This is a genomic window from Actinospongiicola halichondriae, from assembly GCF_049103745.1.
GTDB lineage: Bacteria > Actinomycetota > Acidimicrobiia > Acidimicrobiales > Salinilacustritrichaceae > Salinilacustrithrix > Salinilacustrithrix halichondriae.
Genome location: NZ_CP171622.1, coordinates 3,478,165 through 3,497,038, shown reverse-complemented (window position 1 = coordinate 3,497,038; position 18,874 = coordinate 3,478,165). Strand labels below are relative to the sequence as shown.

The 18,874-nt window shown below is 69.9% G+C and carries 19 protein-coding genes; 14 read left to right on the top strand and 5 right to left on the bottom strand.

Translation table 11 applies throughout. The features are described from left to right. Positions 1-8: 8 nt before the first annotated feature. Both AB8619_RS17355 and AB8619_RS17350 read right to left on the bottom strand, forming a co-directional pair. Positions 9-587, bottom strand: a complete 579-nt coding sequence (locus tag AB8619_RS17355) for a hypothetical protein (RefSeq protein WP_436793883.1) — start codon at positions 585-587, stop codon at positions 9-11. 69 nt (positions 588-656) lie between these two features. Then, entirely contained in the window at positions 657-1,304 is a 648-nt protein-coding gene (locus tag AB8619_RS17350; RefSeq protein ID WP_436793882.1) for a DUF2461 domain-containing protein, read from the bottom strand. A 58-nt stretch (positions 1,305-1,362) separates the two neighbouring features. Here AB8619_RS17350 and AB8619_RS17345 point away from each other — a divergent pair, with 58 nt between their 5' ends. Further along, on the top strand, positions 1,363-1,926 hold the full coding sequence (locus AB8619_RS17345) for a hypothetical protein (RefSeq protein ID WP_436793881.1): 564 nt from the start codon (positions 1,363-1,365) through the stop codon (positions 1,924-1,926). Here the strand turns inward: AB8619_RS17345 and AB8619_RS17340 are convergent. Beyond that, positions 1,913-2,611, bottom strand: a complete 699-nt coding sequence (locus tag AB8619_RS17340; protein ID WP_436793880.1) for a GntR family transcriptional regulator — start codon at positions 2,609-2,611, stop codon at positions 1,913-1,915. The two genes, AB8619_RS17345 and AB8619_RS17340, sit on opposite strands and share 14 nt — an antisense overlap. Positions 2,612-2,640: 29 nt before the next feature. Here AB8619_RS17340 and AB8619_RS17335 point away from each other — a divergent pair, with 29 nt between their 5' ends. The 13 genes from AB8619_RS17335 to AB8619_RS17275 are packed head-to-tail and all read left to right on the top strand — an operon-like array spanning position 2,641 to position 18,102. Beyond that, entirely contained in the window at positions 2,641-4,071 is a 1,431-nt protein-coding gene (locus AB8619_RS17335) for an alpha-L-fucosidase (RefSeq protein ID WP_436793879.1), read from the top strand. Between the two features lie 5 nt (positions 4,072-4,076). Continuing rightward, positions 4,077-4,802 carry an ABC transporter ATP-binding protein gene (locus AB8619_RS17330; RefSeq protein WP_436796405.1) on the top strand — a complete coding sequence of 242 codons (726 nt, stop codon included), beginning with the start codon at positions 4,077-4,079 and terminating at the stop codon, positions 4,800-4,802. After that, positions 4,799-7,630 (top strand): ABC transporter permease subunit, encoded by a 2,832-nt coding sequence (locus tag AB8619_RS17325; protein ID WP_436793878.1) that lies wholly within the window; start codon positions 4,799-4,801, stop codon positions 7,628-7,630. The genes AB8619_RS17330 and AB8619_RS17325 overlap by 4 nt, the downstream gene beginning before the upstream one ends. After that, on the top strand, positions 7,627-8,895 hold the full coding sequence (locus AB8619_RS17320) for a hypothetical protein (protein WP_436793877.1): 1,269 nt from the start codon (positions 7,627-7,629) through the stop codon (positions 8,893-8,895). The genes AB8619_RS17325 and AB8619_RS17320 overlap by 4 nt, the downstream gene beginning before the upstream one ends. A 10-nt stretch (positions 8,896-8,905) precedes the next feature. After that, complete coding sequence (locus tag AB8619_RS17315; RefSeq protein ID WP_436793876.1) at positions 8,906-10,447, top strand: ABC transporter substrate-binding protein; 1,542 nt, start codon at positions 8,906-8,908, stop codon at positions 10,445-10,447. Next, complete coding sequence (locus AB8619_RS17310; protein ID WP_436793875.1) at positions 10,447-11,775, top strand: enolase C-terminal domain-like protein; 1,329 nt, start codon at positions 10,447-10,449, stop codon at positions 11,773-11,775. Before AB8619_RS17315 ends, AB8619_RS17310 begins: the two co-directional genes overlap by 1 nt. Next, positions 11,772-12,869: an extracellular solute-binding protein gene (locus tag AB8619_RS17305; protein WP_436793874.1), complete on the top strand. Its 1,098-nt coding sequence runs from the start codon at positions 11,772-11,774 to the stop codon at positions 12,867-12,869. Before AB8619_RS17310 ends, AB8619_RS17305 begins: the two co-directional genes overlap by 4 nt. Then, a complete protein-coding gene (locus AB8619_RS17300; RefSeq protein WP_436793873.1) occupies positions 12,866-13,588 on the top strand; it encodes an SDR family NAD(P)-dependent oxidoreductase in 723 nt (240 codons plus the stop codon). Before AB8619_RS17305 ends, AB8619_RS17300 begins: the two co-directional genes overlap by 4 nt. After that, the gene (locus AB8619_RS17295) at positions 13,585-14,445 is read left to right on the top strand and encodes a fumarylacetoacetate hydrolase family protein (protein WP_436793872.1); all 861 of its coding nucleotides are present in this window, start codon (positions 13,585-13,587) and stop codon (positions 14,443-14,445) included. The genes AB8619_RS17300 and AB8619_RS17295 overlap by 4 nt, the downstream gene beginning before the upstream one ends. After that, positions 14,442-15,368 carry an aldo/keto reductase gene (locus tag AB8619_RS17290; RefSeq protein WP_436793871.1) on the top strand — a complete coding sequence of 309 codons (927 nt, stop codon included), beginning with the start codon at positions 14,442-14,444 and terminating at the stop codon, positions 15,366-15,368. The genes AB8619_RS17295 and AB8619_RS17290 overlap by 4 nt, the downstream gene beginning before the upstream one ends. A gap of 40 nt (positions 15,369-15,408) precedes the next feature. After that, the gene (locus tag AB8619_RS17285) at positions 15,409-16,527 is read left to right on the top strand and encodes a hypothetical protein (RefSeq protein ID WP_436793870.1); all 1,119 of its coding nucleotides are present in this window, start codon (positions 15,409-15,411) and stop codon (positions 16,525-16,527) included. Then, positions 16,490-17,359, top strand: a complete 870-nt coding sequence (locus AB8619_RS17280; protein ID WP_436793869.1) for a hypothetical protein — start codon at positions 16,490-16,492, stop codon at positions 17,357-17,359. Before AB8619_RS17285 ends, AB8619_RS17280 begins: the two co-directional genes overlap by 38 nt. A gap of 23 nt (positions 17,360-17,382) precedes the next feature. Further along, entirely contained in the window at positions 17,383-18,102 is a 720-nt protein-coding gene (locus AB8619_RS17275) for an MBL fold metallo-hydrolase (RefSeq protein ID WP_436796404.1), read from the top strand. A gap of 8 nt (positions 18,103-18,110) precedes the next feature. Here the strand turns inward: AB8619_RS17275 and AB8619_RS17270 are convergent, their stop codons facing one another. After that, entirely contained in the window at positions 18,111-18,407 is a 297-nt protein-coding gene (locus AB8619_RS17270; protein WP_436793868.1) for a DUF1971 domain-containing protein, read from the bottom strand. After that, entirely contained in the window at positions 18,408-18,866 is a 459-nt protein-coding gene (locus AB8619_RS17265; RefSeq protein ID WP_436793867.1) for a hypothetical protein, read from the bottom strand. Positions 18,867-18,874: the final 8 nt, after the last annotated feature.

Below are 18,874 nucleotides of genomic sequence, written 5' to 3'. Positions count from 1 at the left end.
TAGTGCAACTAGAGGTCTGCGCATGCCGGGTCCCCATCCCTCACGTCGCCTGAACCAGCGAGCTTCCATTCTCCGTCGACGAGCTCGAAGGTATTTCGAGCCTCGTAGGTGCTCACCGAGTCATTCGTTGGTGCACCTGTTGCGACGTCAACGATGACAATGCCGTCGACAGTGCATTCAAACAAGGTTGCTGAGGTTGTCGAATCGACACTTACCTCGACAACCTTTGGACTGAAGTCCTTCGGGTCGTCGGGAAGACGGGCTCGTTTCCCGTCACGGATGAACTCAGAGATCGTGTCGAGGATCGAGTCACGGGCGGCGCCGGTGAAGAACTGATCGATGAGCGGGTTGGCCGGGTCGGGGTCCTCGAGGATCTCGACGAAGGCGTCCCACTGGTCGAAGAACGCCTGCTCGACGGCGACACGCGGATCCTCGGTCGTGGTCGTCGACTCCGCCATCGACGTCGTCGTGGTCGACGACTCGGTCGGGTCGACGGTGACGTCGGGGCTGGCGTCGTCGTCACCCGCGCAGGCGCCGGCGGCCAGCGCGACGGCGAGCAGGCAAGCGCGGATCCGTGTCGTGTTCACGTGCAGTCCCCAGCAGACGGAAAGACCACGAAAGGTTAGGAGGTTCCAATCCGCCTCGTCAACGGGTCTTCAGCCCCAGGCGTTCTCGAGCTCGCTGGGACCCACGTTGGTGTCGAGCCAGGTGACCAGCGGTTCGGCCGTCTCCAGGAACTGGCGTACGCGCTCGACCGGCTCGGGGGAGTCGAGCCAGGCGCCGATCTCCCAGCTGCGCCACGCGATACATCCCTTCATCCGCAGCAGCTCGATCCGGGGGTGGTCCTTCGGGTACCCGCGCGGCGCGGTCTTGAGCGAGTCGTGCGCGTTCACCTCGACGTCCGCGGCCCGGAGCCGCTCCACCAGCTTCTCGAACTCCGGGCCGGCGACGTCGTCGTCGATCGTCGCCCGGAACTTCGCGAGCTGGTCCTTGGCCATCATGTAGTAGCCGGTGCCCGTGCCGAACCCGTCGGCGTCGAGGCTGACGTAGCCACCCTTGGCCATGGTCGCGGCGATGTTCGTCTTGTAGGGCGACTTGTCCTTGCTGAAGCGGATGTCGCGGTTGGGGCGGAAGATCTTCCCCTCGCCGAAGCTCCCCGACAGGTCATCGAGCAGGGCCTCCATCGGGGCGCGCACGCACTCGAGGTAGGTCGCCTTGTGCTCGGTCCAATAGGCCTTGGTGTTGTCGGCCTCGAGCCCCTCGAAGAACTCGATCGCCTCGACCGGGAATCCTGTGAACGTCATCGCACACCCCTTCCGGGGCGGACCGTAGTGCGGGCGATGGCCTGGCAGGATCAGGGCTGTGGCCCGAACCGTGATCACGGCCCGGATCGTCGGCGTCCCCGTACCGGGCACGGCGGTCTGGAAGTCGACCGACGATCCCGACGTCGCCGGCGACCTCGACCCTGCCCCGGCCGACATGCGCGCCGACGACGTCGTGGTGCTCGCCGTCGAACGCCACGGCTTCCGTTGGGTCGTGCTCGAGTTGGTCGACCACATACCCGCCCGTCGTCGGGCGACGAAGACGCCGCGGCCGCACGCCCATCCGGCCCGGCCGCCCGGCACCGTGCTGATCGCCTGGCTGCCCTTCACCCGCGACGGCGACGACGCCCCCGGCAAGCATCGGCCATGTGTGGTCCTGCGCTCGACCGATCCGTCGGTGCTCCGTGTCCGCCCCCTCTACGACGCCGGCAGTGCCCACGTCCGCCGCAACGGCGGGGTGCAACTCCGCGGCTGGCGGTCGGCGGGGCTCGACAAGGCCAGCGTTGCGGTCGAGGTGGTCGAGGTCCCGGTGGGGCAGTGCGAGCAGACGCTCGGCGATCTCGACCCCACCGACCGAGCGGCGCTCGGCATCACCGGTCGCTGACGAAGACCTCGGCGATGCGGTCACGCGACCGGGTCAGGTGCATGTTCATCGCGGCGGACGCCGCCACGTCGTCGCCGGCGATGATGGCGTCGGCCACCACCTGATGCTCGTGCAGCGCTCGCATGCCCATGCCGCGGCCGTAGCTGAGGCGAAAGATGTGGAGGTGGCAGTTGGTCCCGGCGAACGCCCGCCGTGCTGGCTCGTTGCCCGCCAGGTCGAGGACCAGGTCGTGGAATCGCTCGTCGTGGGCAGCGATGGCGCGGTAGGCCTCGTAGTTGTCGGCATCGGGCGCCTCGGGGCAGGTGGCGAGTTCGGCGAGCAGCAGTCGCTCGGCCCGGTCGTCGCCTCGCAGCGCCGCTCGCCCGGCGGCCCACGGTTCGAGCAGCAGGCGGAACTCGTACAGATCGGCGACCTGTTCGGCGGTGAGCGGCGCGGTGACCGTGTAGCCCCGCGACGGTTCCTTGACCACGAATCCCTCGGCGGCGAGGCGGGCGAGCGCCTCGCGCACGGGCGTGTGCGACACCTCGAGCGAGCGGGACAGGGCGTCGATGTTGGCCTTGATCCCGGGCTCGCGCACCGAGTCCATGATCCACGTCTTGATGGCCTCGTAGACGTCGTCGACCAGGACGCTGCGAACGGGAAGCGCCGGCGGGGGAGCGGCGCGGAATTCGGTCGAACTGGACATCGATCCTAGATCCTATAGGATCTGCCGCCATGGAAAACGGGGGAACCGCACGTTCGCGATTCGACGACGCCAAATTCGGCATGTTCGTCCACTGGGGCGCCTATTCCGTCGGCGGGATCGAGGCGTCGTGGCCGGTCATGCTCGGCCCCGAGTTGCAGCGTCGCTTCATCGAGACACTGCATCGCTTCGGCGTCGAAGAGGTCGAGATGCCGGTCAAGCCGATCACGCTCGAGGACTACGAGGCGTTCCCCCAGCAGTTCACTGCCGAACGATTCGACGCCGCCGAGTGGGTCGACCTGGTCCGCGACGCCGGCCAGCGCTACCTGGTCCTCACCACCAAGCACCACGACGGCTTCGCGCTCTTCGACACCGACACCACCGACTACAAGACGACCAACACCCCCTTCGGTCGCGACGTGGTCCGCGAGGTCGCCGGTGCGTGCCGCGACGGCGGCGTCGGCTTCGGCGCCTACTTCTCGGCCCCCGACTTCCACGACGCCGGCTACCTCGACCGCAGCCGGCCCCTGCCGGAGAACTTCCTCGGCGAACCCGAGCGTCCCGAGTGGGCCGACTTCCTCGCCCGCATGGAGCGCCAGGTCGAAGAACTCTGCACCGACTACGGCGACCTCTACTCGTGGTGGTGGGACATCGGCTTCGGCCCCCAGTGGGACATCGAGCGCTTCCACGGCCTCGTGCGCAAGCACCAGCCCGACGTCCTGGTGAACGACCGCCTCGGTGGTCTCGCCGCCGACGTCCCCGTGCAGTTGCGGGCCGACTTCCTGACGCCCGAGCAGTCGGTGCCGAAGTCGATCCCGCGCCGGTCGACCTACGCCCCGATGGATCCGACGATGGTCTTCGGCCTCATCCAGCAGGACAACTGGGAAGAGCTCGTCGAGCAGGTCGCGCCCATGATCCGCATGCACCTCGATGCCCCGCCGGACTCGAGCGTCCCCGACGCCGACGACTTCCTTCCGTGGGAGGCGTGCATGACCTTCGGCGGGCAGTGGGCGTGGAACCCCGACCTCGACCGCTGCAAGACCGGCGCCGACATCATCGGCGACCTGGTCGAGGTCGCCTCCCGCGGCGGCAACCTGTTGATGAACGTCGGCCCCCAGGGCGACGGGGCGATCCAGCCCGAGTTCCAGGACGCCCTCCGCGACGTCGGCCGCTGGCTCGACGTCAACGGCGAGGCGATCCACGGCACCACGTACGGACCGATCCAGGGTCACGACGACGTGCGCACCACCGCCGACGCCGACAACATCTATGTCCACGTCGTGCCCTCGGCTCCCGGTCGCATCCGCATCGACGGACTCGCCGAGCACACGTCGGCCACCACCGCTCGGGCCCTCGCCGCCGACGCCGACGTCACCGTCGAGACCGACGGCTCCGCCCTCGTCGTCGACCTCGGACGTATCCCCCGCGACCCGGTCATGACCACCCTCCGGCTGGCCCGTTGAGCGACGTGACCGCCATCGACGTCCGCGGCGTCGACTTCTCCTACGGTCACGTCCAGGTCCTCTTCGACGTCGACCTCCACGTCGACCGAGGCGAGGTGTTGGCGCTGCTCGGCACCAACGGAGCCGGCAAGTCGACGCTGCTCCGTGTCGTGTCCGGTCTCGAACAACCCAGCGCCGGGACCGTCAGCCACCGCGGCGACGACATCACCGGCACCAGCGCCGTCGACCGGGTCCGGCGAGGCATCGTGCAGCTCCCCGGTGGCAAGGCGGTTTTCCCGTCGCTCACGGTGATGGACAACCTGCTCGCCGGTGCCTTCACCCACATCTGGGACAAGGCCACCCTCGAGACCCGCATCGGTTCGGCGCTCGAACGCTTTCCCGTCCTGCGCGACCGCCTCGGTCAGCCGGCCGGGACGCTGTCGGGTGGCGAGCAGCAGATGCTCGCACTCGCCAAGTCATTGCTCATCGATCCCGACGTGCTCTGCATCGACGAGCTCTCGCTCGGCCTCGCACCCGTCGTGGTCCAGCAGCTGATGGAGATCGTCGAAGAGCTCCGAGATGGGGGACTGACCATGGTCATCGTCGAGCAGTCGTTGAACGTTGCGCTCGCGCTCGCCGACCGCGCCGTCTTCATGGAGAAGGGCGCCGTCCGGTTCGAAGGACCGGCGCAAGAGCTGGCCGAGCGTGACGATCTCGCTCGCGCCGTGTTCCTGGGGAGTGACGGCGGATGATGTTCGCACTCACGTTCTCGCCCGAGATCATCGTCGTCGGTGCCCTCGCCGGCATGGCCTACGCCGTGCTCGCCGCCGGACTGGTCCTCGTCTACCGCGCCACCGGCGTCATCAACTTCGCCCATGGTGAGATCGGTGCGTTCGGTGCCGCCGTGCTCGCCAAGCTGGTGCTCGACTTCGACTGGAACTTCTGGTTCGCCCTCGTCGTCGTCCTGGTGGGCGGTGGCGCGCTCGGTGCACTGATCGAGACGACCGTGATCCGCCGCCTCGCGCGCGGCCCCAAGCTCGCGATGCTGGTGGCCACCATCGGCATCGCCCAGCTCCTCCTGGTCGCGCAGCTCCTCCTCCCGCGCGTGCGGCTCGAGAACGCCGGCCCCTTCCCCTCGCCACTGGGCAAGTCGTTCACCATCGGCAACCTGGTGCTGAACAGCCCGCACTTCATGATCATCGCCTTCGTGCCCGCCGTGGTCGTCGGACTCGGGATGCTCCTCCAGCGCACCCCGTGGGGCCTCGCCATCCGCGCGGCAGCCGACAACCGCGACGCCGCCGAGCTCGCAGCCATCAGCACCCGCCAGGTGTCGACGATGGTCTGGGTCCTCGCCGGCGTGCTGTCGACGCTCACGGTGATCCTCGTCAACCCGTTGCGCAACGTGAACGTCGGCGGGCTGGCCATCTCCGAAGCCCTCGGCCCCGGCCTGTTGCTCCGAGCCCTCGCCGCCGCCCTCGTCGGCCGCCTGGTCTCCCTCCCGCTCGCCCTCGTGGGCGGCATCGGCATCGGCATCGTCGAGGCGCTGGTCTTCGCCAACGTCGCCGACCCGTCGTGGTCCGAGCTGTTGCTCTTCCTCCTCGTCCTCACGCTCGTGCTCGTCCGTGGCGGCGACGAAGACCAGGAGACCGGCCTCGAGTCGCTCGGCACCCTGGTCCGACCCGTGCCCGAACGGCTCCGCCAGATCTGGTGGATCCGCCGCGGTGGACACATCGCCGGTCTCACCGGAATCGTGATCGCGGCGCTCCTCCCGGTCATGTTCGGCTCGGCCTCGCAGACCTTCCTCTTCGGCCGCATGCTCGTGTTCGCCATCGTCGGCCTCTCGGTCACGATGCTCACCGGCTGGTCGGGTCAGCTCTCGCTCGGCCAGTTCGCCATGGTTGGCGTCGGCGCGATGACCACCGTGTTCCTGCACGATCGCGGGATGCCCTACGGGGCGGCGCTCGCCTACTCGGTCGTCGCCGGTGCCCTCGTCGCCCTCCTGGTCGGGTTCCCGGCACTGCGACTGCGAGGCCTCTATCTCGCGGTGACCACGTTGTCGTTCGCCGTGGCCGCGCGCGAGTGGTTCTTCACCCAGCCCTGGTTCCTGGGCGACGGATCCGTCGTGTTCGTCCAGCCGGGCACGACGCTCGGCGTCGACTACAACGCGCAGAAGACCTTCTATCTGTTGTGCCTCGCCGGCCTCGTCGTGGCCGTCGTGGTCACCAGCCGACTGCGGTCGAGTGGCGTCGGTCGCTCGATCATCGCGGTGCGCGACAACGAACGCGCGGCCGCCTCGTTCGGCATCTCGCCCGCCGCCACGAAGCTGTTGGCCTTCGCCGTCCCCGGCGCGATGGCGGCCTTCGCCGGCTCGCTGCTCGCCGGGCTCACCGTCCAGTTCGGCCCCGACGTCTTCTCGCCGGCCGACTCGCTGGCCATCGTCGGCATGGCCGTCATCGGCGGCCTCGGGTCGATCACCGGCGCCGTGCTCGGAGCCGTCTACGTCGTGGGGCTGCCCGCCCTGCTCGGTCCGACCCCGGCCGTGAGCCTGGCGACGTCGGGCATCGGACTCCTCGTCCTCCTGCTCTTCAAGCCCGGTGGCTTCGCCCAGATCGTCTTCCGGACCCGCGACCTCCTCATCGAACGCCTCGTCCCCGACGCCGCGAACGGCACGACCGGCGAGAACGACGAGACCGTCGTGCTCGACGAGAGCGACGCCGCAGAGAGCGTTCCGGCCCGACCCGAGCGAGCACCACGCCCCGCCGCACTCGGTCCGGTGCTCGCCGTCGACCGCGTCACCGTGCGCTTCGGTGGCCTCGTCGCCCTGGCCGGCGTCTCGCTGCACGTCGACGAGGGAGAGATCGTCGGACTCATCGGCACCAACGGCGCCGGCAAGTCGACGCTCATGGACGTGGTCTCGGGCTTCACGCCCGCCGACACGGGGACCGTGCTCCTGGCCGGCCGCGACGTCACCGAGCTGCGCCCCCACGTCCGGGCCCGTCTGGGCATGGGCCGCGTCTTCCAGGACGCCCGGCTCTTCCCCGGCCTCACCGTCCGCGAAGCGCTGCAGACCGCGCTCGAGTCCGACGACCCCAGCGACCTCGTCCCGGTGCTGGCGTCGTTCAAGCCCGCTCGTGCCGCCGAGGCGCGCAAGGCGGCCAGCGCCAAGGGGTACCTGTCGCTCTTCGGTCTCTCCCGCTACGCCGACGTGCACATCGCCGATCTGTCGACCGGCACCCGACGCATCGTCGAGATGGCGTGTCTGTCGGCCCAGGGTTCGCAGCTCCTGCTCCTCGACGAACCCACCGCCGGCGTCGCCCAGCGTGAGTCCGAGGCCATGGCCCCGATGATCCGTCGAGTCCAACAGGAGCTGGGCGCGTCGGTCCTCGTGATCGAACACGACATGCCGATGATCATGGGCCTCAGCGACCGGGTGTACTGCCTGGCCGCCGGCGCCGAGATCGCCAGCGGCTCTCCCGAAGACGTTCGCCACGACCCCGAGGTCGTGGCCGCCTACCTCGGCACCGACGACCGGGCCATCGACCGGTCCGACGCCGCGCCCCGCCCGGAGGTCACCGCATGATCGAGACCCAGATGCACCGCCTCGCCACCCGGCTCGGGATGCGCGACGGCCAGGCGTACACCGTCGTGTGCGGCCTCGTCGTGGCGTTGTTCCTCGCCATCGTCGGCCTGCCCGGCGTGTTCGAGGGCTACGGGCCGGCCGCGCTCGGCCAAGCAGCAGCCTCGGCACCGTCATCGCCGTCGACGACTGCGGTCGGCGACGAGTCGCCCCCGTCGACCGACGACATCACGACCCCGTCGCTCCCCGCGTTCTCCCCGCAGCCGGGTGGATCGTCCAACCCGCCGTCGGGTACCGACTCCACGAACGAGACGCCGCCGACGACCACGGCGCCGCCACCGCCGGTCGGCCCGTCGCGCCCCGTCGGTGAACTCGCACTGCTCGCCGAACTCCCGACCACCGCGCAGCCCGACGGCGTCGCCGTCGGCCCGGACGGAACCATCTACGTGGCCGGCGACGACGTCGGTACCGAGCCGTCGATGCTGTGGGCCTTCTCGGCCACCGGCGATGCCATCGGTTCCTGGCCGGCGCCCGATCAGCCCGCGGCGCGGACCCGCGGTCTCACCGGCGTCGCCGTCGATCCCGACGGCACCGTCTGGGCCGTCGACGCCAGCACCTCGCGGCTCCTGCGGCTCGACACGTCGTCCGATGCGCTCGTCACCGTCGCCACCGCGGCGAACATCCCGCCGTGCGGGGTCCTCGAGCTCACCAAGCCGTGCGAGCCCGGACTGCTCGACAGCCCGCCCAGCCTGTCCGGCGTCGCCGCCGGCCCCGACGGATCGATCGTCGTGGCAGACCGCGGTCAGGGCACGGTGTGGAAGCTGAACGGCAAGCGTCTCGAGGTCCTGACGTCGTTCGTCGACCGCTTGGCCGGTGAAGGCCCCGTCGGTCTGTCGTATCTCTACGACGGCGGACTGGTCATGGTCGTCAGCGGCCGACTCGCCACCCTGCCTCCCGGTCTGCCGGCCATCTTCCGCCTGCGCCCCGACGAGAGCGAGCCCGAGCACGTCGTCGACCTCGGCGTCGGCGAGATCCCCGGCGACATCGTGGCCAGCGACGCCAGCCGCCTCTACGTCACGATCCCGTCGCTCGGCATCGTCGCCGACATCGGCCTCGACCAGGGCGACCGGATCGACACCGACGTGTCGGCCAGCGAGCCCACGTTCCGCACACCGATGGGAGCCGCGCTCCGCAACGGCTCCCTCCTGCTCACCGACCACGTCAACCGAGTCTTCGACCTGGCCGTCCTCGACCGCCCCGTCAGCTGAGGGAACCCACATGACCGACACGCCTCCCATCGACATCCCCGTCACCAGCCGATCACGGACCTACGTCCAACTGATCGGCGTGGTCACCGCGATGTTGGCCCTGGGCCTCGCGCTGCCCGCCCTCGTCGGTGAGCGTCCGCCCGAACAGGCACTCACCACCGAGAACGACCTCGATCTCGACGCCCTCGGCGGCGGATCGTCGTCGGACGGCACCGACGGACTCGACGTCACGACCACGACCGCCGCGACCGTCGTCGACGGCAGCGGCGGCACCGACCCCTCGACCGGCCCCGTCGACGGCGGCAATGGTCCCGGCGAAGGCCCGGCCACCCAGGGTCCGGCCACGACCGTCGCCAACACCGCCAGCGACGTGGGCGTCACGGCCGAGACGATCAAGATCGGCCTGCTCATCCCGAACTCGGCCGAGATCGGCAACACCTCGGAGCAGCGTGACATCCAGGTCGCCGAGTTCCGCGCCGCCACCAGCGCCATCAACGACCGCGGTGGTATCCACGGCCGCACGATCGAGTTGGTCGACGCCACCTACGACGTCCTCGACCAGGACTCGGGAACCCGCGCCGGCTGCCTGAAGTTGGCCGACGACCACAAGGTCTTCGCGGCGTTCAACACCACCGGCTACGGCCCTCCCGGCGGTCTGTGCCTGACGCGCGAGAAGGGCGTCCCGTTCCTGCAGGGCTCCGCCTATCCGGAGGAGATCTACGGCCAGGCCAACGGTCTCTACTCGTCGACGTTCGACAACCAGACCCGCAACTTCCGCAACATGGTGCAGATCCTCCACGACCTCGGTGCGCTGAAGGGCAAGAAGGTCGGCGTGCTCGGCACCGAGTGGATCGGCCTCCGCCGTGAACAGGAGGAGGGCATCGTCCACACCCTCCAGGCGCTCGGCTACGACCCGTTCGTCTACTGGCTCTCCGGTGACCCGGTGTCGTCGCAGACCCAGGTGCCCATCGCCGTGCAGCAGATGCGCTCGAACGGCGTCACCGCCGTGATGCTCGGCGCCGACTTCATCTCGGCCCAGAGCTTCGCCCAGACCGGGGCCAGCCAGGGCTACACCCCCTTCTACGGCGCGGCCGATCCGTGGTCGTACTCGACCGACTACGTGGTGGCGAACATGCCGCCCAGCTTCGACGGGTCGATCACCACGACCGCGTGGCGCACCTACGACCACCGCGCCGGCGTCCCCGAACCCGCCATCGACGCCCAGTGCGCGGCGGACTTCGAGGAAGAGACCGGCATCCAGATCGACCGAGCCAACGACCCCGACGCGCTCTACGTCGGCACGCTGCTCGCGTGCGGTGTGGTCCAACGCTTCGAAGCCGCCGCGCTCGCCGCCGGCCCGAACCTGACCCGAGCCGGTCTCGTCCAGGCGATCGGCAACCTCGGCACCGTCGAGATCCCCTTCGCCGGAGGCCCCGGCACCTACCGCCCCGACAAGCTCGACGGCGCCGACTTCTATCGTCCGCAGGTCTGGAAGAAGGGGTGCAAGTGTTGGCAGCCCCTCCTGCCTGAATTCTCCCGAGGCAAGCGCTGATGACCACGACCCCGTCCCCCACGATCACCGGGTTCACCGTCCACGACGTCCGGTTCCCCACGTCCGAGCTGCTCGACGGCTCCGACGCCATGAACCCCGACCCCGACTACTCGGCCGCCTACGTCGCGCTCCACACCGACGACCCCGCCCTGTCCGGGTACGGGATGACGTTCACCATCGGCCGCGGCAACGACATCTGTTGCACCGCCATCGCCTCGTTGGCCGAGATGGTCGTGGGCCTGACGCTCGACGACCTCCGCGACGACCTCGGCGCCATCGCCACCCGGCTCACGTCCGACAGCCAGTACCGCTGGCTCGGCCCGGAGAAAGGCGTGGTCCATCTCGCGACCGCGGCCGTCGTCAACGCCCAGTGGGACCTGCTCTCTCGCCAGGCCGACAAGCCGCTGTGGGCGTTCCTCGCCGACCTGTCACCCGCCGAACTCGTCTCGGCCGTCGACTTCCGCCACATCTCCGACGCCGTGTCGCCGGCCGAGGCCCTCGCCCTCCTCGAGCGGGCCGAGCCCGGTCGGGCCGAGCGCCGTGCCCACCTCCTCGCCGAGGGCTACCCCGCCTACATCACGTCGGCTGGCTGGCTCGGTTACCCCGACGACAAGATCCGATCGCAGTGCCAGGCGGGCATCGACGCCGGCTGGGACTCGTTCAAGATGAAGGTCGGTCGTGATCGCGACGACGACGTCCGCCGCGCCGCCATCGTCCGTTCCGAGATCGGCCCCGACCGCCGCCTCATGGTCGACGCCAACCAGGTGTGGGACATCGCTGACGCCATCGATCACGTCAAGGCCCTGGCCGAGGTCGACCCGTGGTGGATCGAGGAGCCGACCAGCCCCGACGACATCCTCGGCCACGCCCGCATCCGCGAGGCCGTGCGACCGATCAAGGTCGTCACCGGCGAGCACGCCCACAACCGGGTGATGTTCAAGCAGCTGATGCAGGCCGGCGCCATCGACGTCGCCCAGATCGACGGGTGCCGCCTCGGCGGCGTCAACGAGGTCATCGCCGTCCTGTTGCTGGCCGCCACGTTCGACATCCCGGTCTGCCCCCACGCCGGCGGAATCGGCCTGTGCGAGCACGTGCAGCACTTCTCGATGTTCGACTACGTCGCCGTGAGCGGATCGCTCGACGAGCGGATGATCGAGTACGCCGACCACCTGCACGAGCACATGGTCCAACGCCTCGACGTGCACGACGGTCGGTACTGGGCGCCGACGGGTTGGGGACTCGGCGTCGAACTCGAGCCCGACTCGCTCGCCACCTACGAGTACCCCGGCGGCAGCTACTGGGTCGAACGCGAGGAGCGCGGACGATGACCCTGCGCGTGGCCCTCGTCGGTGGCCCCATGTACGACGATCTCTACGAACTGTTCCGGGACTCGGATCACGATGTCGAGATCGTGGTCCACGCCGATCACCCCACGCTCAACCGCTCGGTGGCCGACCTGCTCGACCGGGGCGAACGTCTCGACCTGATCTCGACCCACGGCAAGTACGCGCCGTCGCAGGCGCGGTGGCTCCACCCGCTCGACGACCTGGTCCCCGAGTCGGCCCTCGCGCCGCTCGCACCGCGCGCCGTCGACCTGTGCCGCTTCCGCGGCCAACTGCTCTGCGTGCCCCGCAACATCGACGTCCGGATCCTGTGGTGGCGCACCGACCTTCTCGATGCCGCCCCGGTCACGTGGGACGACGTCGTCGACGCAGGCTTGGGCGAGCGCGGTGGCTCGTTCGGCTTCACCGGTCGCGAGTCGGGCCTGTTCGGACTCTTCTACGAACTCATGGTCGCCGCCGGGGCCACGCCCTTCGATGCCGACGGTCGTCCGACCCTCACCGGCCCCGTCGCCGTCGCTGCCGTCGAGCGCCTGTGCCGCCTCGCCGCGCAGGCGCCGCGCGACCTGCCGAGCTGGCACTACGACGACGTCGACAACGCACTGCTCGATGGCCGTGTGGCCATGGCCGCGGCCTGGCCCGGCGGCTACGAGCGCATCCGGACCTCCGGTCGCTACGCGTCGCTGCGCCCCGCGGCCTACCCCGGGGGCAAGTCGTACAGCGGCTGCCACGCCTGGGCCATCCCCCGCAGTTGTGGTGACGTCGACGCTGCCGTGGCGTTGATCACCGAGCTCGCCGGCGAGAACGCGCAGTGCCTCGACGCCGGCGCCGGGACGATTCCCGCCCATCGTGGCGCGCTCGACGCCTACGTTCCCCTCGACGACGTCGATGCCGAACGCCTCGCCGTGACCCGAGCCACCATCGAGGACGCCATGCTCACCTACCCACCGCTCGAACGCTTCCCCGAGATCGAGGACGCTGCCTGGGGCGCCATCCACGACGCCTTGGTCGAGACCATCTCGCCGGCCACCGCCGTCGACCGCATGCAGGCCGCCGCCGAGCGCGCCCTCGAGGCGTCATGAATCGTCTCGCCGGCAAGATCTGCGTCGTCACCGGCGGCGCATCCGGTATCGGCGAAGCCGTCGTCGAACGGTTCCGGGCCGAGGGTGCGACCGTCGCCGTGGTCGACCTCGCCGCCACCGCCGACCACCCCTGCGACGTGACCGACCCCACCGCCGTGGCATCGACCTTCGGCGCCATCGCTGCCGAGCACGGGCGCATCGACGTCCTCGTGACCAGCGCGGGCATCGCCAACGTCGGCACCCTCGAGTCGACCTCGCCCGAGGACTTCGACAAGGTCTTCGCCGTCAACGTCCGCGGCGTCTATCTCACGATGCAGGCCGCCGTCGCCCACATGGGCCCGGGTTCGGCCATCTGTAACCTGGCGTCGATCGCCTCGGTCATGGGCATCCCCGACCGCTTCGCCTACAGCATGAGCAAGGGCGCGGTCCTCACCATGACCCTGTCGGCCGCCACCGACCTCGTCGACCGCGGCATCCGGGTCAACGCCATCTCGCCGGCGCGGGTGCACACGCCCTTCGTCGACCGCTTCATCGCCGACAACTATCCCGGGAGAGAATCCGAGATGTTCGACTCACTCGCCGCCACCCAGCCCATCGGCCGGATGGGCGAACCGGCAGAGATCGCCGGCCTCGCGCTGTGGCTCTGCTCCGACGAGGCCAGCTTCGTCACCGGCAGCAACCACCTCATCGACGGCGGGTTCACGGGGGTGCGGAAGTGAAGCTCATCCGAGTCGGCGCTCCCGGCGCCGAGATCCCTGGCGTCCTGACCAATGAGGGTCGCCGCGTCGACGCCTCGGCGTTCCTCTCGTCGATCGGTCACCGCGACTACGACGAGCGCTTCTTCGCCGGCGACGCCATCGACCGGCTCGCCGCCTGGGAACCCGACGGTCCCACCCTCGAGGACGGCGATCGCCTCGGCTCGCCCGTCGCCCGGCCCAGCAAGATCATCTGCGTCGGCCTCAACTTCCGTGACCACGCGGCCGAGACCGGCCAGCCCGAACCCGACGAGCCGATCCTCTTCGGCAAGGCGACCACCGCCCTCTGCGGCCCCGACGACGACCTCGTCATCCCGCGCGGCAGCACCGCCACTGACTGGGAGGTCGAGCTCGCCGTGGTCATCGGACGCGCCGCTCGCTACGTCAGCGTCGACGACGCTCTCGGCCACGTCGCCGGCTACGCCCTCCACAACGACTACTCCGAGCGCGTCCACCAGATGGAACGCGGCGGCCAGTGGATCAAGGGCAAGAGCCACGACACCTACGCCCCGCTCGGCCCGTTCCTCGCCACGCCCGACGAGGTCGGCGGCGACGCCGGTGACCTCGCCATGTGGCTGACCGTCAACGGCGAGACCCGCCAGCAGAGCTCGACCAACCAGCTGATCTTCGGCATCGCCGAACTCGTCTCGCACATCAGTGACTTCATGACCCTGCTGCCCGGCGACGTCATCTCCACCGGCACCCCCGGCGGCGTCGGCCTGTCGTTCGACCCGCCGATCTACCTGAAGCCCGGCGACGTCGTCGAGCTCGGCATCGACGGCCTCGGCACCTCGCGCCAGCAGGCCGTCGCGTACTCGTGAACAAGCTGGGTTCCGGACGTCTGGGCCTCGGCGGCGCCGCCCTCGGCAACCTCTACGACGCGGTCACCGAACAGGATTCCGACGAGACCATCGCCGCCGCGTGGGCCCGCGGCATCCGGCTCTTCGACACCGCCCCCCTCTACGGCCACGGACTGAGCGAGACGCGCGTCGGCCGGGGCCTGGCCCCGTTCCCACGCGACGAGACGATCCTCTCCACCAAGGTCGGCCGCGTCCTCGTCCCCGACGACGCTTCCGGTGGGGACGGTGACCCCGACACGATCTTCGCCGACGTGCCCCCGGTCCGCCCCGAGTTCGACTTCAGCGAAGCCGGCGTCGAGGCCTCGCTCACCGCCAGCCTCGAACGCCTCGGCACCGACCGCCTCGACATCGTCCACGTCCACGACCCCGACGATCATCTCGAAGCGGCCATCGCCGAGACCTACCCCGCCCTCGCCCGATGGCGCGACGAAGCCGTCATCGGCGCCATCGGCCTCGGAACCAACCTGGCCTCCGTCGCCGACCACGTGCTCGATCACACTCAGCTCGACTGGCTCCTCCTCGCCGGCCGCTACACGCTCCTCGACCGCTCCGGCGCCGACGTCCTCGACCGCTGCGCCGACCTCGGCGTCCAGGTCATGGCCGCCGGCGTCTTCAACAGCGGACTGCTCGCGAACCCCACCGACGACGCGCACTTCCACTACGCGCCGGCGCCGCCCGAGGTGATCGCCGAGGCTCGCCGCCTCGCCGAGATCTGCGCCCGACACGAGGTGCCCCTCGCCGCGGCCGCGCTCCAGTTCCCGCTCCGCCATCCGGCGGTGACGCTGGTGTTGCCCGGCGCGCGTTCCGCCGCCGAGATCGACACCGACGTCGACCTCTTCGACCTCGAGATCCCCGACGCCCTCTGGGACGAACTGCTCGCCTGACCCGGGCAACGAGGACTGATCGTCTGCGAAGCTGTGGGCGATGCCGTCGGTGGAGGAAGCACGCGACTCGATGGAGTCGGCGATGCAGGCCCGCGAGTCATTGGATCTCGAGGGGGCGATCACCCATCTGTCGGCGGCGATCCGCACCTTCACGTCGCTTGGCGAGCAGCGAGCAGGGGCCATGGCGTGTGTCCATCTCGGCGACGTCTATGCCAACGGGCTCGGCAACCTGACCGCGGCGAGGGCGTGGTTCGTCCGCGCTGAGGCCATGCTCCGAGACGAGGCTCCGTGTGTCGAACAGGGGTGGGTGGCCGTCGCCGCCATGGGCTGCGACACCGGCGATCCCGACGACCTGTTGGCACGGGCTCATCTCGCCCTCGATCGAGCACGACAGTTCGGCGACGTGAACCTCGAGACCAAGGCGCTGGCCGATGGCGGCCTCGCGCACGTGCAAGCGGGACGAGTGGCCGAGGGCATGGCCATGCTCGACGAGGCGATGGCGCTGGTGTGCGGTCCGGTCGATGATCTCGACGTCGCCGGCAAGTCGGCGTGTTCGTTCTTCACCGCCTGCTACTACAGCGCCGACTTCGACCGGGCGTCGTCCTGGGGCGACCTCCTGCGCGGCCGAGGACTGATCGGCCCCGACGGTCCCGCTCCCGCGTTCCTCAGCAACCACTGCGACACCGTGCAGGCCTGCCTCCTGTGTGAGTTGGGTCGGTGGACCGAGGCCGAGGCGCTGCTCGAGCGTGCCTCGGACGAGTTCGAGCAGGTGACCGGCCAGCCCGCCTTCCACTCTGCGATCCTCCTGGCCGAACTCCGCATCCGCCAGGGCCGTCTCGCCGAAGCCGAGATGCTGTTGGTTGGCCGAGAGCAGACCTTCGAGGGGTTCCTGCCCGCAGCGCGGCTCCACCTCCGCCGTGGCGACGCCGAGCTGGCAGCGTTGGCGGCTCGTCGTGGGTTGCGCGCCATGGGTGCCGATCACCTGCGCGCGGTCGAGTTGCTCAGCGTCCTGGCCGACGCCGAGATCGCTCGCGGCGATCTCGGCGCGGCGACCGAGGCGCGAGCGCGTCTCTCACGACGCGTCGACGACGTCGCCAACCCGATCTTGTTGGCGCGGCAGCGTGCCGTCGCAGGCCCGCGTCCTGGTCGCCAACGGTGACCTCGACGCCGCAGTCGAACTGGTAGAGCGCGCCTTGGCCGCCCTCGGGTCGAGCCGAGCGCCATTCCAACGGATCGTTCTGCTCATCGAGTCGTCCCGACTCCGAGAGCGGCGCGGCGACCTCCGAGAGGCGGAGGTGGACGCCGAGACCGCGGTCGCAGCCCTCGCCGACCTCGACGTGGTCCTCGACCCGGCCGACCGAGAATTGCTCGATCGCCTGTCCCCGGCCTCTGGCCGAGCCACGACCAGGGCCGCGTCGCTCCACCGCACCGACAAGTGGTGGACCCTCTCGCTCGACGGCACCGAGGTACGACTCCGCGACACCAAGGGTCTGCGCTACCTCGCCGAGCTGGTCGCCTCGCCGGGGGCCGAGCGCCACGCCCTCGACCTCGTCGACCGGATCGAGGGCGTCGGCGACGTCGATCGACGAGCGATCGGCGACGCCGGTGCGGTCCTCGACACCACCGCACGCAGTGCGTACCGCCATCGGATCGAGGCGCTGCGCGCGGAGATCGACGATGCCCTCGCCAGCGGCATGCTCGACGAGGCCGAACAGCTCCAGGACGAGCATGACGCGCTGGTCCAGCAGTTGGCCCAGGCGTTCGGCCTCGGGGGCCGCAGTCGGCGTGCGTCGTCGGCTGCAGAACGCGCCAGGCTGAACGTGACCCGCGCGATCCGCTCGGCCATCAGCACCATCTGCGAGGCCCACCCCGCTGCCGGCGCCTCCCTCGATCGCACGATCCGCACCGGTCGCTATTGCGTCCACGACCCCGGTACGGCGCAGATCCGTTGGGTTGTTCAGTCGGGAGTGAACGAGACCGGCGTCGGATGAACGCCGGAGGGGGCATGGAACCCATGCACCCAGACATCACCGAGATCGCCGACGACACCTACCGGATCTCCACGTGGATCCCCGACGTGAGCCCCGAGGGCTTCACGTTCAACCAGTTCCTCGTGATGGGCGACGAGCCGCTCCTCTTCCACACGGGGCCGCGGGGGATGTTCCCACTCGTCGCCGAAGCCGTCGCGACGGTCACACCGGTGGAGTCGCTCCGATGGATCACGTTCGGTCACGTCGAGGCCGACGAGTGCGGCTCGATGAACATGTGGCTCGCGGCCGCGCCCGATGCCCAGGTCGCGCACGGGGCGTTGGGCTGCGACATCTCGCTCGACGACCTGTGCGACCGTCCACCCCGCGCACTCGCCGAGGGCGAGGTACTGGACATCGGCGGCAAGCGTCTCCGCCAGATCTCGACGCCCCACGTCCCCCACGGATGGGAGGCGCAGGTCCTCTTCGAGGAGACGACCGGCACACTGCTGTGTGGCGATCTCTTCTCCCAGGTCGGAGCACCCCCTGCGGTCACGGCTGGCGACGTGGTCGGCCAGGCACTGGCCGCCGAGCAGATGTTCGGGTCGATGTCGCTCGGGCCCGGCACCGGTGAGGTGCTGCGCACGCTCGGCGACCTCGGACCGACGACGCTCGCCATCATGCACGGCTCGACCTTCCAGGGCGACGGCAAGCAAGCCTTCACCGACCTGGCGGCCGGTCTGGACCTGGCGTCGGTCGCGGGTTGATCCCGCGGTCAGTGGGCTTCGCGGTGGAACTCCACCGCGAACGTCACCGGCCCGTCGAACATCACCTGGTGCGGACGCTCGGGCGGGATGATGCCCGGATGGTCGACGTCGACCACCTGTTCCTCGGCGGGTTGGTCGTCGACGGCGGCGAACACCAGACGCAGCGTGCCGTCGTGGACGACGAGTCGCCCCCACACGCCGGCGGCCACCCGGTGGTCGCGCAACAGCCCGGCGGGGACCGACTCGTTGTCGAACGTCGGCGTCGTCCGTACGTACTCCGACCCCGGCGGCAGTGTGCGCTCCATCTACCCATCGTGGCCCACTGCGATCCGGTCCGACACGTCGTCCCATCCGGGAGCGTCGCTGAACGTCGAGATCGCCATCGACCGGAGCTCGTCGCCGCCGAGCACGATCTCGTCGACCAGTTCGGCCCCGGCGTCCGACAGCACCTCCTGGTGGTCGAAGAACTCGAGCGAGAGGCCGGGTCCGTCGCACAGGTCGTCGTCGGTGCGCCACAGCACCGCGCGCTCGACCTGGAGCAGCCGGGCGCTGACCGCGGCGTAGCGGACGAGGTGGTCGACGTCGCAACCGCGGTCCTCGGTGCAGACCACGAAGTCGTGCATCGTCCCGTCGGCCGTGCCGAGCCAGACGGCGCAGAAGTCGCCCGTCCTCCCGAACAGGTCGACGAGGTCGAGGCCGATGCAGAACGCGTCGGCGAGCGTCGACACGTCGAGAGCTCCATCGAGCTCGGGGGTGGATTCCATGACTTCCT